Below are 15,417 nucleotides of genomic sequence, written 5' to 3'. Positions count from 1 at the left end.
AATTAATCCTTCTGACGGGTATAAAGCACATCAAGGCCGCTTCCAGTCATGCTGGCAGTTACCTGTATGCTAAAAAACTTGTTTAACAAATAACGCAAGGTAAAAACATTGCTGTCAGTTTGTGAAATGCCGATATTATAACTTGCATAGATGCGTTTTGATAAGGATTTGCCAACAACAAGCGCTGTACTGTCTGTGCTCTGGTTGGTTTTCTGATTGTATTGCTGATTATTTTGCAGATTCAAATCGATGCCAAGGCTTTGCTTTAACTGACCCAGTAATTGGGTGCCATTAGAGCCTGAATCGAGATTAAGTGCAGAAACCGCCGCCAATAATAACTGGCCGCCTGCCTGATTAGCCTGACTGGCTGGTTTGCCTAGCAGCAACATCGATAGAATGTCGGCCTGAGACAAAGTAGGGGGCATGGAAAATAATTTGACTTTTGGCGCCCGTAAACGGCCAGTTACTTCAATGCCGACCGTAGTCTTATCGCCAAAATCAATCGTTTGCAGGTTAGATGAGTGGAAGTCGAATAACTGTTCTGAGCCGCTGAAGCTGGTCGTGGTGTTATTAAATTGCCGGGTCGCGCGGACATGAATGCCCGGATTGGTAACAAGCCCGCCGGTAAACAGCAGTTGCCCTTCGGTGATCGTCAAATCCTGACCATAAGCCTGATATTTGCCTTCACGGACATTCAATTCTCCGCTGGCATTGAGCGGACCGCCTGGAAGTTGTCGCAGCTGCAGACCGCCAATCAGCGCGCCTTGCAGTCCTTTAACCGCAAGCAAGACATCGTTACCCATTTCAACGTGAATGTCAGTGTCGATATTCAAAGGATTATCAGTTTGTTCATTAGTATTGTTGCTGGTATAGACAACATCATCCGTCATACTGACTGAACTGGTAAATGTCTGTGGTTTAATCAGCGCTTTGGGAACAATAATATTGCCTCGGGCTTTTAATAAGCCGGGCTCAAATTCCAAGGTCAGATCCGGTGAAATATACAAGCTGTATTCGGGTGTATTACTGACTGGAATACTGACGCCCCGGACAGTCAATGTTCCTTTTACAATGGGAAAAAAGGAGCCTTGCCCATTAATCGTGAGTTTCTGGCCATTCGAACTGACGCTGCCATCTGCCTGCCATTGTTTGTCCTGGCTATGCAGGGTAAATTGCACCGGGTTTAAATTAATACCTGCTCTTGGTATCGAAAGGGCGGCATTAACAAGCTCAATTGAACCCATCAATACTGGTTTGGCCAATGTTCCTGTGGCTGACAGATTGAGATGAAGCTTGCCTTGCGCCTGATTAATTAAATCATTAAGTTGCTGGACAAAGGCTAATGAATCGATGGATAAATCAATCGTACCCTCTATCTTCTGGTGAGCCGCTGTCGGGTTGCTTAACTGAAAATCGGGTAATTTGATCGTTGCGGTGAGTTTTTTCGTGCTATCGATCGTAAGATTCGCCGTAGCCGTGAGCAAGTTAGCGCGCAGGTTAGCGTTTAGTTTGCCGCCCTCAAAAGTCAGTGCCGGATGCTCAGGCAGTTTAAAACTGCCTTTGCTAATGCTGAGATTCAGATTGCCTTGTTGCCGAGCCTGATTAAAACGGCCGTCAGCGGTGATAGTGGTCTGTAATTCTTTGAGTGCCGGTACAAACAATCGCAATGTCGGCAAGTTTGCTTTCAGCGTCAGTACGTTATCAGGTGAACCCGTTATTTCAAGATGATTGTTACCTAAAGAAGCCTGTATATTCAGCTCGGGCTTTGGTACGTGATTAAATCCAGCCTGCAGCATAACTTTACCCTGCGGTAAATTAATCCGGGATTTCATTTGTATCCCATTGCTGCTAGTTTGGGCATTCAATTGCCAGTCAGTTACAACCGGTGTTGATAAGGCTCCGCTAAAATTGATGGTCAGATCAGGAAGCGTGCCGTTAATATCAAGCTGGCCCTGTTTACTATTGATTTCCTCTTTGTTGGCAAGCGGCCAGTGCAGCTGATTCCATTCGGCATGAGCGGCCAATTGCGAGCCATTGTTTAGTTCGCCATCAAGTACCAGGTTATGGGGGGTAGCAAGTTTACCATGCCATTGATAATGCAGATAATTACCTTCTGCGGTTAGCTGGCCGGTCATTGCCGGTTGGCGGTCAGAAAATGGCTTAATATCCAGTTGTGCCTGCAATTGAAAAGGAAAGGCTGGTTGCAGATTCACTTTAAGATCAAGCAATTGGTTGAAAGCCGCAAGCTTAAGATGCTCGATTTGCCAATTCTTGTTGGTTAGCAGGGCAGCCAAGCTGACATTGTTAACTATTATCGGTGACTGATTATAAATCATTGCCAATTCGTTGATTTGAGTTTGGCTAATCACGATCTTGACCGGCAAATGAGGAAGTTGGGATGATTCACTTTCACCGCCGCTGCCTGCAAGCTGCAAATGGATTTTTTGGGCGGTTACCCTATTTATTTCCAGTTGTTTATGCAGCAGAGCCCGAATGTTCCAATTGAGCGCAAAATCATTTAGTTCAAGCTCAATCGTTTTATCGCGATAGGTAAGATGCTTGATTGCTATCTGATTAATTAACCGCCCCTGCAAGGCAGTTATTTCGAGTTTTCCAGGTAGAAAATGTTTGGCCACCCTGACGGCAGTATTCATTCCGCTGGTTGTTGCTAACAGAAAAAAAGCGCTGCTCACGGCCAAAAGCAGCAGGAGCAGGGCGGCAAAGCCAAGCGAGCGAAGGATAGAAAGGAGAATACGCATCATAAATCCGGCCCCATACTGATGACAAGCTTGGGTTTGTTACTCTGGAAATGATTAAAATGAGAACCCACAGCCTGTGCTACTCCAACCTTAATTGGCCCAATCGGTGAAACCCACATCAGTCCAAGTCCAACATCATTTTTCATTTCTCTTACCGTCGGTTTATAGACATCGCCGCTGTCCAGAAAACCTACCAGGTACCATTTGTCGCGTGTTTCTTTCTGAATTTCAATGCCGCCATAGGTCATGAGTTTACCAGGACCGATTGAGTTGAAACTGTAAGCTTTCAAATTATCCGCACCGCCTAATAACATCGCGATTGAAAGCGGCAAATGGTTAATGTCATTAATCTGGGTTACGCCCTGCAGGGTATGAAAATAAAGTCGGGTACGCAATGACTTCAGGGTTAAGGCTGCTTTGGCGTCAAACGTTGCCTGCGCGAAACTGATATCCGATAAAATTGCCCGATCGGCAGCCAGGCCATTGACTACGACTTTATAACCGGTCGGGGTAAATAATTTATCGTTATCTTTTTCAACCCAGCTAAGCGTTGCCCGGGGAAAAACTGTTTTTGCCTCGGTTTTGGGTTGATAATCGTAATTGAAACGCTCATACAGGCCATTAATCGATAGCACACGTTGAAAATTAGTCAGATTATGCCGCTGTGCCGCAGATAACAGGATCGAGTTGCTATAGCCACTGCTGTAATTGAGCGTACCGGCATTGCCGATTATTTCATATTGATCAATAGTCGGGTTTTTGCCCGGAATGATGTATTGCCCTTGTACAGCATTCTGTTTTAACGAACCAATCGCAAGCGCGTTAAATTTATGGCCCCAGCGATTGACTGGAATCACATGCAAGGCGGCACGGCCTCTGGGACCCGTATCGGTTCCATAACCTACGCCTAATGAGTAACTGTAATGAGGTACTGGCTGCAGATGGACATCAACTGGAATGGAGCGGGCGCCATCAAGTTGCGGCTGAACGGTGACTGATTTGAAGTAGCCGCTGGCTGCCAGATAATTATTAAAGGTCAGGATTTTTTCGGTAGAGTACGATTCGCCATATTGAAAGGGTATATAACGATGTAACAACTCGGGTGTAATTCGGGCCGGATCAAAACGAACCTGGCCAAAATAGTATTGTGGACCCGTATTGAAGATCAAAATTACATTGGCGGTATAGCGCACTTTATCAATCAGGATTTCCGCTTTGTCAAAAGAGGCATGGAGGTAACCTTCATGCTCAGCGGCATTCATTAAGGCCTGCTTGGAATCTTCATATTTAATACTGTTAAACGCTACGCCCGGTTTAATCAGCAAATCATGGGAAACTTTATTTATTTCGGGATTGTTACGGCCTTCGCCAACAATTGATACCGTCACCTGCGTGAAGTGCAGGCGGGGGCCGGCATTAATTTGTATTTTCAGGTTATTACCCGCAAGTCTGGTCAAATGAATAATCGGTTTTAAATAACCGTAGGGGGCCATTGCCTGAGCGATATGCTGTTTGAGTTCCTCATCACTTTCATCTGAAAATGATTTGCTTTGAGCAAGTTCCTGGAGGCGGATCTGAATATTCTTCTGTACTTTGCTTTTTGTGCCGCCAACCTGGATATCGGGGGCTGGTTTGGCAGCGAGCAGCGCAGGCAGGCAAAAAGCCAATAATATAATGCGAATTTGCCGGCCTTTTGCTAACCATTTACTCAACGGCATAACTCTTTTCCAGGCTTTTCAGGCGGTACACCAGATCAAGCGCTTCACGGGCTGTCAAATTATCGGCATCAACCCGGGCAAGTTCTGCCAGTACGGCTGATTGTTTCAGATCTGACATCATTGGCGTTACAGCAGTTGATTGCGTTACTGCGGGTTGCGGCATCTGATCGAGGTGTTCGCCAGCAAGTTTCAGAACCTCTGCTGGAATGCCTGCCAGTTGAGCAACTTCCAGACCGTAACTGCGATTGGCACAGCCCTGATCGATCTGATAGAGAAAGACGATTTTGTCTTGCGCCAGTGTTGCCTGAACATGGACATTGCGGATGCATGGGAAGGTTTCAGGTAAGCGGGTCAGCTCAAAATAATGGGTGGAAAACAGGGTATACGCTTTGACTTTATCAGCCAGATAGGCACAGGCGGCATAAGCCAGCGCCATGCCGTCATGAGTACTGGTGCCGCGGCCGATTTCATCAATCAGTACCAGGCTGTGGCGGGTTGCCTGTCGTAAAATATTGGCGGTTTCAGTCATTTCCACCATAAAGGTCGAACGGCCGGAAGCCAGATCGTCACTGGCGCCAATCCGGGTAAAAATCTTGTCAATATGGCCAATACGGGCAGATTGTGCTGGTACATAGCTGCCGGTATGTGCGAGCAATACAATTAATGCGTTTTGGCGCATATAGGTCGATTTTCCGCCCATATTCGGCCCGGTTATCAGCAAAATATTTTCCTCACTGGCAAGTTGCAGCGAGTTGGCAATAAACTGATCTTTGACCACCTGCTCAATGACCGGATGTCGGCCTGCGGTAATCTGAATCTCATCGGCTTCGGTCATTTCGGGACAGCACCACTTCAGGCTGTGGGCGCGTTCAGCAAAATTGGCCAGGACATCTAGTTTGGCGATTGCGCAGGCAATATTAGTCAAGGCAGGTAAATATTGCAATATTTCGGCAAGCAGGTTTTCATACAGCCATTTCTCGCGCGCCAATGCTTTAACCTGGGCTGACAAGACTTTTTCTTCAAAGACTTTTAATTCCGGGGTGATATAGCGTTCAACGTTTTTCAGCGTCTGTTTGCGGTGGTAATCGGCCGGCGCTTTTTCAGCCTGGCTTTTGGCCAATTCAATATAAAAGCCCTGTACCCGGTTGTAGCCAAATTTCAGCGACGAAAGGCCGGTACGCCTTTTTTCATTTTCCTCCAGCTCATTGAGTTTGCCAGTCGCATTTTCACTTAAGGCCCGTAATTCATCCAGTTCATCATCAAATCCGGCAGCAATAACACCGCCATCTCTGATCAGCATCGGCGGGTTTTCAACCAGAGCCTGGGTTAATAACGCCAGCAGCACTGGTTGCGGTACCAGTTGTTCAAGCAATTGTTTAAGCTCGGGAGCTTGATTTTTGTGTAATATTTGATCAATTTCGGGTAATAAAGCCAGGGCATGGCGCAAATTGGTTAAATCACGCGGACGGGCGGATCCGAGCGCAACCCGTGAGCAAATTCGCTCGATGTCGCAGATTTGTCTCAACAAAGGTTGTAATTCGCTATCCTGGCGGTTGGTGAACAGTTCAGTAATTGCCTGTTGGCGCATGCGAATGGCGCTGCGCTGCCTCAACGGTCTGCCTAACCAGCGTTTCAATAAACGGCTTCCCATTGGGTTGACGGTATTGTCGAGTACAGCCAGCAGGGTATTTTCTTTTCTGCCCTGATAATTCTCAAATAATTCGAGATGTTTTTGGGTGGAAGCATCGATTTGCAGGTAGTCATCGTCTTTTTCAAGGGTAATCTGTTGCAAATGAGGCAGGCTGTGGCGTTGGGTAGTATTCAGATAGAACAGCAGACAACCGGCAGCGGGAAAAGAGGCAGTGTATTCCTGTTCGCCCAGGCCTTGTAAGTTACTGACAGCAAATTGCTCACACAGCATCTGGCGCGCGCGTTGGGGATCAAATTCCCAGGCTGGCCTGATTTTAATATTAAAATCGTTTTGGTAACCGGCAATGGGTAGGGGCTCTTTAATCAGAATTTCAGCCGGTTGTAAGCGGTTTATGGCCGCCGTTAACTGGTTTTGATCATCGACTTGTAAGAGATGAAAGCGGCCTCCGCTCAAATCAACCCAGGCCAGGCCATAGCGTTTTTGATCAGCATGAATGGCCAGTAACAGGTTGTCCTGCCGCGAATCCAGGAGAGCTTCATCGGTAACAGTGCCGGGAGTAATAATACGGGTCACCTGACGTTCAACCGGTCCTTTACTGGCGGCTGGGTCGCCTACCTGTTCGCAAATCGCAACGGATTCGCCTTTTTTTATCAGCCGGGCAAGATAGTTTTCCAGCGCGTGGTATGGAACGCCAGCCATAGGAATTGGCTTGCCGGCTGACTGACCGCGATGGGTAAGGGTTAAATCAAGTAACTGCGCTGCCCGTTTGGCATCGTCATAAAATAACTCGTAAAAGTCTCCCATGCGGTAGAGAAGCAGCATATCCGGGTATTCGGATTTGATTCGGAGGTATTGCTGCATCATTGGTGTGTGTGTAACAGACATAGTGTTTTTTTAAGAAAAAATTTGCCTGATTCTAGCAAAGGATTAGCTTCAAGTCAGCCATTGCAGGTTGGCTGTAAAGCTCAACACTCCATTCTGCGCTTGCCATAACACTTCTTGCTTGCAAATTCAGTGCGGGTAAGCCCTTTCATTTAAAGGTTTTTTGCAAACACGCATAAAGTCATCCTGACGCTCCCAGATGCCATCCCTGGCATCTGAGGGTTTGCAAAAAACCTTTAAATGAAAGGGCTTACTGCAGAGATTGAAAATATATCGACTTTTCATGCTATATCAAGGGGAGTAATTGGGTGTTGGGCTGTAGAGTCCCGCAAATTTATTGCTTTTAGCATTTATTTGAGTCGGTTAATAAGAATCCACTTCACTAATGTTAATTTTTTGCTAGACTACACAAGATGTTAATAAAAAATATAAAACACTACGGAGATACATTTATGAAACGTTTAGCGCTTTTAGCGTCAACTGCTGCCCTGGCGTTATTATTGGCTGCATGCGGTGATAATGCTGAGAAGAAAGTCGAAGATCAGGCTACAGTAGTAGAAGACACTCAAACCAAACAGGGTGAGCCTAACGCTAATACTGGTGCGGCTGAAAGCACTCAAGGCCAGGAAAATGCAGCGCCTGCTGACAATACAGCGGCTCCTGCTGCAACTGATGCCAAAACAGAAGCTGGCGATGAGCCTAAAGCTGCTGAATAATCAGCGCAGGAATAAACTAAAAACCCGCTTTATGGCGGGTTTTTAGTTTCCAGAAGAAATAGCTGGAGTAACATATGATTGAATTGGAAAGCATTTTGTTTGCGTTAACAGAAGAGTTAAAACGCCAGGGTTTAACCATTGCAACAGCCGAATCGTGCACAGGCGGTATGGTAGCCGCTTTTCTCACTGAAAAACCGGGAAGCTCGGTCTGGTTTGAGCGTGGATTTGTTACCTACAGCAACCTGGCAAAACAGGAAATGCTTGGGGTTGATGAGCAATTAATCAAAAACCATGGCGCCGTGAGCATCCAGGTTGCCGAAGCTATGGCTATCGGCGCATTAAATCACAGTACCGCGGATGTCGCCCTGTCAGTAACCGGGATTGCCGGGCCTGATGGCGGTAGCGCTGAAAAACCGGTAGGCACGGTTTGTTTTGGTTATATCAAACGCGGAATGCCTGTGACCAGCGAGTGCTGTCTGTTTACCCCGGCTACTCGTGATCAAGTGCGGCACGAAGCCTGTAAAAATGCTTTAAATAAGGTTTTGGCGTTGATTAGCAGATAGAGAGGAACGCATTTTCCTGCAGGGGCTGTGGCAGAGAAAATTATGATGAAAATTAATGGCGCTTTAAAACTTCATCTGGATATAGATTAATCGCAGATTCAAACATGGTATTTTCACGTTTATGGGGTATAATCTGCTTTTAGTATACTAATCGGGTGATATGATGGAAGACAATAAACAGAAAGCATTGAGTGCCGCGCTTGCGCAAATTGAGCGTCAGTTTGGCAAAGGCTCGGTTATGCGTATGGGTGATAATACCTCCTCGCATGATATCGAAGCAATTTCCACCGGTTCATTGGGGCTTGATATCGCGTTAGGTATAGGCGGTTTACCCAAAGGCCGGATTGTCGAAATTTATGGACCTGAATCTTCTGGTAAAACAACCCTTACTCTGCAAGTAATCGCTGAATGCCAAAAAGCAGGCGGTACGGCTGCATTTGTCGATGCTGAACATGCCCTTGATCCCGGTTATGCCGCCAAACTGGGCGTTAATGTGAATGACCTGCTGGTTTCTCAACCTGATACGGGTGAGCAGGCGCTTGAAATTACCGATATGCTGGTTCGTTCAGCGGCTGTTGACGTAATCGTTGTTGACTCGGTAGCGGCGCTGACGCCAAAAGCAGAAATTGAAGGCGAAATGGGAGATTCCCATGTTGGTTTACAGGCACGCCTTATGTCGCAGGCGCTGCGAAAGCTGACTGCTAACATCAAACGTTCCAATACGCTGGTTATCTTTATTAACCAAATTCGAATGAAGATTGGCGTAATGTTTGGTAACCCGGAGACAACTACTGGCGGTAACGCACTGAAATTCTACGCGTCGGTTCGCCTGGATATTCGCCGTGTTGGCGCAATCAAAAAAGGCGACGAGGTGTTAGGCAGCGAAACGCGCGTGAAAGTAGTTAAAAACAAAGTCGCACCGCCCTTCAGAACAACTGATTTTGATATTCTGTACGGTGAAGGTATTTCACGCGAAAGTGAAGTGATCAATCTGGCGACCCAATTAGGACTGATTGAAAAATCAGGTGCCTGGTATAGTTATAAACAGGAAAAGATTGGCCAGGGTAAAGAAAATGTCCGTATTTACCTGAAAGAGCATCCTGAGGTTGCTGCAACCCTTGAACAGCAAATTCGTTCCGAGATGCTTTCTAAAAATTCATTCTCTATCCCCAGCGACGAAGAAGAGTTTGCTGAAACCAGTGATGAGTAATGCGTTTGACTGTGCTGTGCGCCTGCTTGCCAGGCGCGATTACAGTGTTTATGAGTTAACTGGCAAAATTCTCCAGAAAGGCTATAGTCAAGAAGATACCGAATCCGCAATTGCTGAATGCCAGCGGCTGGGCCTGCAAAGTGACTCACGTTTTGCAGAAATGATTTGCAACGCACGGGTACGTCAGGGCTATGGGCCTTTACGGATTGTTCAGGAACTGCAAGGCAAGCAGGTAAGCCGTGATATAATTAATGCTGCACTTGCCGAGTATGAAAGCCAATGGCAGGATTATGCCTGTGCCGTCTGGCGAAAAAAGTTTAAACAGCCAATTAATTTTGCCGAACAGCAAAAGCAGCAACGATTTTTGTTGTATCGCGGTTTTTCTGCGGATATTATTGCTGGATTGTTCAAAGAATATTGCTAATACTTGGAATTTGTAAAGCATGAAAAGTTCAGAAATCAGACAGGCATTTTTCGATTATTTTACTTCCCGCGGTCACCAGTTGGTCGAGTCGAGTCCATTGGTACCAGGAAATGACCCAACCTTATTGTTTACCAATGCGGGGATGGTGCAATTTAAAGAAACTTTCCTCGGTCTTGAACCGCGCTCTTATAATCGCGCTGTCAGCTCGCAACGTTGCGTTCGTGCCGGCGGTAAACATAATGACCTGGATAATGTTGGCTATACGGCCAGACATCACACCTTTTTTGAAATGCTTGGCAATTTCAGTTTTGGCGATTATTTTAAGCGTGAAGCAATACAATATGCCTGGGAGTTTTTAACTCAGGTATTAAAATTATCGCCCGAAAAATTATGGGTTACTGTTTATCAGGACGACGATGAAGCGGCTGATATCTGGTTAAAAGAAATCGGTGTATCTGCCGAACGTTTCTCCCGCTGTGGTGAAAAGGACAATTTCTGGTCTATGGGTGATACCGGCCCTTGCGGACCCTGTACCGAAATCTTTTATGATCACGGCCCAAAAATAGCTGGCGGTCCGCCAGGCAGCCCGGATGAAGACGGCGACCGTTATATTGAAATCTGGAATCTGGTATTTATGCAATATAACCGTGATAAATCCGGTACATTGCATCCGTTACCCAAACCCTCTGTTGACACAGGTATGGGGCTTGAGCGTATCGCTGCTGTTGTTCAGGGCGTACACAATAATTATGAAATTGACAGTTTCCAGTATCTGATCGAAGCAATTATGGCCTTGGCTCCTGGCCTTGATCATAGCAATCCATCATTAAAAGTTATTGCTGATCATATCCGCGCCTGTTCATTCCTGATTGCGGACGGTGTCATGCCCGGCAATGAAGGACGGGGATATGTATTACGCCGGATTATCCGGCGTGCTGTCAGACATGGTAATAAACTCGGCTTGCCATCGCCATTTTTCTATAAACTGGTAACACCGTTAATTGCAGTGATGGGCGATGCTTATCCTGAGCTTGCCGCTAACAAGGCTCAGATTGAGCGTATCCTGGAACAAGAAGAAAACCAGTTTGGACGAACGCTGGAGCAGGGGTTGCGCTTATTACAGGAACAGATCAAGCTGCTGAATAACAACCAGATTTCTGGTGAAGTTGCGTTTAAATTATATGATACTTATGGTTTTCCGCTTGATTTAACCCAGGATATTGCCCGTGAGCAAGGGCTGGAAGTCGATTTGTCAGCTTTTAACCAGGCTATGCAACAGCAGCGTGAGCAATCGCAGTCAGCAAGTCAGTTTGCGGTTGATTACTCAACTGCCGTAGTACATGACGAAGCGTCGGTATTTCATGGTTATCATGCGGATACTGTCACTGGCCGGATTACGGCTATTGTGCACGATGGTCAAAAGGTTGAGCAGCTGAAAGCGGGTACTCAGGCCATTATTATCCTTGATAATACGCCATTTTACGCTGAGAGTGGCGGTCAGGTTGGCGATAAGGGACAGTTGATCGCGGGCAATGCTGTTTTCAAAGTCAATGATACCCGAAAATCCGGCCAGGCAATCACCCATTATGGCGAGCTGGTCAGTGGTGAGCTGAAAATTAATCAGGAAGTAGAAGCCCAGATTGATGCGGTCAGAAGAGACGCCATTCGTCTTAACCATACAGCTACTCATTTGCTGCATGCCGCCTTGAAACAAATTGTCGGGCCTCATGTCCAGCAGAAAGGGTCTTTGGTTGATGCGGAAAGGGCGCGTTTTGACTTTGCCCATTTTGAGACGCTGACGGCACAGCAAATTGCTGCTATAGAAAAGCTGGTAAACGAGCAAATCCGGGCTAACCATGAGGTGATTACTGCCGAAATGGCTTTGGAAGACGCGAAAAAAAGCGGTGCGGTTGCTTTATTCGGCGAGAAATACAGTGAAGCTGTTCGGGTGCTGAGCCTGGGCGAGTTTTCAAAAGAATTATGCGGCGGTACTCACGCAAGACGGACTGGTGATATTGGTCTGTTTAAAATTGCTGCAGAATATGGCGTTGCCAGTGGTGTGCGCCGTATTGAAATGGTAACAGGCGGCTATGCGCTTGATTGGGTGAATCAGCAGCTGGCGGTTTTACAACAGGTAGCAGATAAACTAAAAACCAATTCCACCAATGCAGTAGAGAAATTAGGCCAGCTGCTAACTGATACCAAAGCAGTTGAAAAAGAGTTAGCCCGTCTGCAAGCTAAACTTGCGGCCAAATCCGGCAGTGATTTGCTGGCGCAGGTTGAAAAAATCGGTGACGTGAATGTGCTGATTAAGCAGCTGGATGGAGTAGACAATCAGGCGCTTCGTACCACGCTCGATCAGCTCAAAGGCAGTCTGGACAATGTGGTGATCGTATTATTCACCACTGACGGAGATAAAATGAATGTCGTTGCCGGAATCAGTAAAAATCTGATTGGCAAAGTACCGGCGGCAGGTGTTTACGTCAAGCATCTCTGTGGTAAAGGCGGCGGCCGTGATGATATGGCTCAGGGCGGAGGAAGTTTGCCCGCTGATTTAAACGGCAAGATTAGTGAAATCAAAGCGATGATTAACAAATAGCCGCTGCAGGTTGGGTCAAACGACACAACCTGCAAATTGTCCTATACTATAACTACAGCAACATACGTTTAAGGATAGACGATGGCCGAAATATTAAATCTGTTAGCGATAATTATCGTATTTGGCGTATTAATGTGGCTGATTAATGTTTTTGTTCCTATGCCAGCCGCAATTAAGAGCCTGCTGAATATTGTAGTGCTGTTAATATTAATTATTTATGTTCTGCAATTTTTTGGCGTGATTAAACCGATATTGCCTACCATAACGTTGTTCCGTTAAACTAAGTCTGGATATCGATGGATTGTAGCCTGGGTGCAACAAAGTGAAACCCGGGTTACGGTCCTGCAGACCTGCACCCAGGCTACGCTTTGCTTACAGACAACTTGCTTTGATAATTTAAAAGGAATTAAATTGCCTGAATATGACATTGCTATTGTTGGGTCTGTCTGCTCAGGCAAGACGGCTTTAATTCAATGCTTACAAGGTAAGTCGTTTTCTTCTCGCGGTTATTTTCCTACACTTCACAAACAAGAATATGAAATCAGGCTGGGTTCCCAGACTTTATGGGCGCTTGATTGTCCGGCAACCGAACGGCCAAATTCCGAAGACAAGATTAGACTTCCGATAGTCTGCTTTAATCTGGCAAGCCAATTTGATCAGTTGAGGGTATTTGAATTGCTCAAATATTATCAACAGCAGGATATACTTGTCGTTGCCATGAAGGTGGATGAAGCCATTTATAGTGAAAAGGAATTTTATCAATTTTGCCAGTCTTATGCGGTGCCGATAGAAAATACGCTGATGTTTTCTGCCAAAACGGGATTAAACGGTGAACTGCTGAAAAAAACGCTACTGGAGAAGGTACGGCAAAAGCAAAAGCCTATTGATGTGATTAAGCATGAGTTGAATCGTAATCATTTATTTTATAAAAAACTCCTGATCATTGAAAACCAGGTTGAACAGACGTTTTATCAGTTTGACACCTATGCCAGATTATCCCATCATGACTTAATCAAAAATGCTCTGGCCTATTATCTGTCGCAATTTCATCCGCTCTATCAACAAAGATCTGATAGTGAACATACCCGCCTAAGAGAACAGTTTTTGGCTTTTTATGATTATCTATGGGCAAAATACAATCCAATGCAACCTGCAAAATGGTATACCGAAGCGTTACAGGTCATTGAGTTTAAGAATTGGACAATTCCTGCTTTAATTAGTGTGTTTACCGGGATAATTGTTGCCTATATGGTAGTGAGTATAATGCTTATCTTTAATCCGCTGTCGTCGTTGTTATGGTTACCGTTAGTCGTAGCGCCTTTCGCAAGTACCCTGACAGCGGTTTGTGGTTTGACTGCCAGGGAGTTGCGTCATGCCAAAAAGGCATGTAACAACCCTGACCAGTTAAAGCAAAATCATTTGAAAGAGGATTTGATCGAAATTCTTGAATATACGGCCAATAGGGAAGAAAGGGATGCGCTATTTAGCGTAAATCCCTTGTAGCATTGAAGCGCGCAGCAGATTCAGTTGATAACTCAACCAAAGTTTTCTTGATAAACTTCTCCCAGCGCACTGATATAATGAGCACGTTTGCCCTCAATATAAACCACATAATTCACCACGCCATTTTTACATATTTGCATAAGAAACTCAGGATAATTAATCTTGCCGCCTTGAATTGCTCTCAGAGCAGCAATAACGCCTGATTCATTATAATGCTCGTTTATCGCATATTTTTTAATGCAGGCTGCATGGGTATAAGTTGAACCATCGTTGTGATAATAAATTTTATTGCCGGTGACCAGATCAACATAATAACGGGTAATGCCTGCTTCATGTAATTGCTGAATAACCTCCGGGAAAGATAATTGCGCGTCACTATCATCAATAGGTGCAGAAAGGCGGTGAATCAGGTTGATAATCTCTTGTTTCATGGTAACTCCATCAGGGTTTTTGAGCAGCCGGGCCGGCCAGTCCTGTTCAACAGTGATGCCTTGGGCTGCCAGTAGTATTGATAACAGGGTTTTATAGGTGATTAATTCTGTAACAGATAATATGGAAAAGTAGTCATAATCATTTCTGTCCGCCTCATCGGTCAGCAAGGGTATTAATTTCCTTCCTTTTTCAGTCAGGTTAATACAAGTCGCACGGGCATCTTGCTCATGGCGGTTCTTGATTACCAATTCTTTAATAACAAGTCTGTCAATAAGGCGGGTGATTGCACCATTATCAATTCCCAAATGATGCGCCACCTCTGACATTGTTTTTGCCTGTTGATGATAAAGAATAATCAAGACACACCATTGCGACACCGTAACTCCATGCTGATGCAGCTTTTGTTCGAAACTTAAGCCGACACTCTGCCCAAAACGGTTATGCCAATAACCTATATGTTCTTTCAGATCGCTAATCATAATAAAACCAATTTATTTGTCATGACAATTAATTATGTGATTGTCATGACAACAAAGTCAAGTGGTTTTGCTAATAATCAAGTTCTATATCGCTGCAGAGATTGGAATTGCACCTCTCCCGTATCGGGGAGGGCTTTGTTGAATAAATAGAGAGTAGCCTTGATGCAGCGAAGCGTAATCAAGGTTTTTATCGCGCGCTTAGTCACGCATGCCTTGCAAGATCAGAGCGGGTAAGCCCTTTCCTTTAAAGACTTTTTGCAAACACGCATAAAGTCATCCTGACGCTCCCAGATGCCATCCCTGGCATCTGAGGGTTTGCAAAAAGTCTTTAAAGGAAAGGACTTACTGTAGAGATTGGAATTGCACCCTTTCCCGTATCGAGAGGGTAAAATTACGTTGCATCAAAGCTTTTTTCTTTGTGCCGGACAAAAAATGGAAGCAGTGAGTTTTTTTAAGGAATAACTCGCTGAAACATAACGTT

11 protein-coding genes are annotated in these 15,417 nt (G+C 45.4%); 7 read left to right on the top strand and 4 right to left on the bottom strand.

What is annotated here, in order from left to right:
- Nucleotides 1-2 precede the first annotated feature (2 nt).
- Genes ACFORL_RS06410 through mutS form a run of 3 tightly spaced genes read right to left on the bottom strand, consistent with a single transcriptional unit; the run spans nucleotide 3 to nucleotide 7,013 of the window.
- Nucleotides 3-2,762 (bottom strand): translocation/assembly module TamB domain-containing protein, encoded by a 2,760-nt coding sequence (locus tag ACFORL_RS06410; RefSeq protein WP_382342238.1) that lies wholly within the window; start codon nucleotides 2,760-2,762, stop codon nucleotides 3-5.
- On the bottom strand, nucleotides 2,759-4,477 hold the full coding sequence (locus ACFORL_RS06405; protein ID WP_382342236.1) for an autotransporter assembly complex protein TamA: 1,719 nt from the start codon (nucleotides 4,475-4,477) through the stop codon (nucleotides 2,759-2,761). The genes ACFORL_RS06410 and ACFORL_RS06405 overlap by 4 nt, the downstream gene beginning before the upstream one ends.
- Complete coding sequence (mutS, locus tag ACFORL_RS06400; protein ID WP_382342234.1) at nucleotides 4,464-7,013, bottom strand: DNA mismatch repair protein MutS; 2,550 nt, start codon at nucleotides 7,011-7,013, stop codon at nucleotides 4,464-4,466. Before mutS ends, ACFORL_RS06405 begins: the two co-directional genes overlap by 14 nt.
- Before the next feature lie 449 nt (nucleotides 7,014-7,462).
- Here mutS and ACFORL_RS06395 point away from each other — a divergent pair, with 449 nt between their 5' ends.
- From ACFORL_RS06395 to ACFORL_RS06365, 7 genes are all read left to right on the top strand, one after another.
- Nucleotides 7,463-7,726 (top strand): hypothetical protein, encoded by a 264-nt coding sequence (locus ACFORL_RS06395; protein WP_382342232.1) that lies wholly within the window; start codon nucleotides 7,463-7,465, stop codon nucleotides 7,724-7,726.
- Between the two features lie 74 nt (nucleotides 7,727-7,800).
- Nucleotides 7,801-8,289 (top strand): CinA family protein, encoded by a 489-nt coding sequence (locus tag ACFORL_RS06390; RefSeq protein ID WP_382342231.1) that lies wholly within the window; start codon nucleotides 7,801-7,803, stop codon nucleotides 8,287-8,289.
- A gap of 163 nt (nucleotides 8,290-8,452) precedes the next feature.
- Nucleotides 8,453-9,499, top strand: a complete 1,047-nt coding sequence (gene recA / locus ACFORL_RS06385) for a recombinase RecA (protein ID WP_382342229.1) — start codon at nucleotides 8,453-8,455, stop codon at nucleotides 9,497-9,499.
- Nucleotides 9,492-9,923, top strand: a complete 432-nt coding sequence (gene recX / locus ACFORL_RS06380; protein WP_382342228.1) for a recombination regulator RecX — start codon at nucleotides 9,492-9,494, stop codon at nucleotides 9,921-9,923. The genes recA and recX overlap by 8 nt, the downstream gene beginning before the upstream one ends.
- Before the next feature lie 19 nt (nucleotides 9,924-9,942).
- Nucleotides 9,943-12,522 (top strand): alanine--tRNA ligase, encoded by a 2,580-nt coding sequence (gene alaS, locus ACFORL_RS06375; protein ID WP_382342226.1) that lies wholly within the window; start codon nucleotides 9,943-9,945, stop codon nucleotides 12,520-12,522.
- 81 nt (nucleotides 12,523-12,603) lie between these two features.
- Nucleotides 12,604-12,801, top strand: coding sequence for a Thivi_2564 family membrane protein (locus ACFORL_RS06370; RefSeq protein ID WP_382342224.1), 198 nt, complete (start codon nucleotides 12,604-12,606; stop codon nucleotides 12,799-12,801).
- A 33-nt stretch (nucleotides 12,802-12,834) separates the two neighbouring features.
- A complete protein-coding gene (locus ACFORL_RS06365) occupies nucleotides 12,835-14,025 on the top strand; it encodes a GTPase domain-containing protein (RefSeq protein WP_382342222.1) in 1,191 nt (396 codons plus the stop codon).
- Between the two features lie 32 nt (nucleotides 14,026-14,057).
- Here ACFORL_RS06365 and ACFORL_RS06360 read toward each other — a convergent pair whose 3' ends face one another.
- Nucleotides 14,058-14,936, bottom strand: coding sequence for a transcriptional regulator, SarA/Rot family (locus ACFORL_RS06360; protein WP_382342220.1), 879 nt, complete (start codon nucleotides 14,934-14,936; stop codon nucleotides 14,058-14,060).
- Nucleotides 14,937-15,417: the final 481 nt, after the last annotated feature.

The sequence above is a fragment of the Legionella dresdenensis genome, assembly GCF_042649825.1.
In the GTDB taxonomy this organism is placed as follows: Bacteria; Pseudomonadota; Gammaproteobacteria; order Legionellales; family Legionellaceae; genus Legionella_C; species Legionella_C dresdenensis.
The sequence above is the reverse complement of the archived record's forward strand: the minus strand, read 5'-3'. Positions and strand labels throughout refer to the sequence as shown.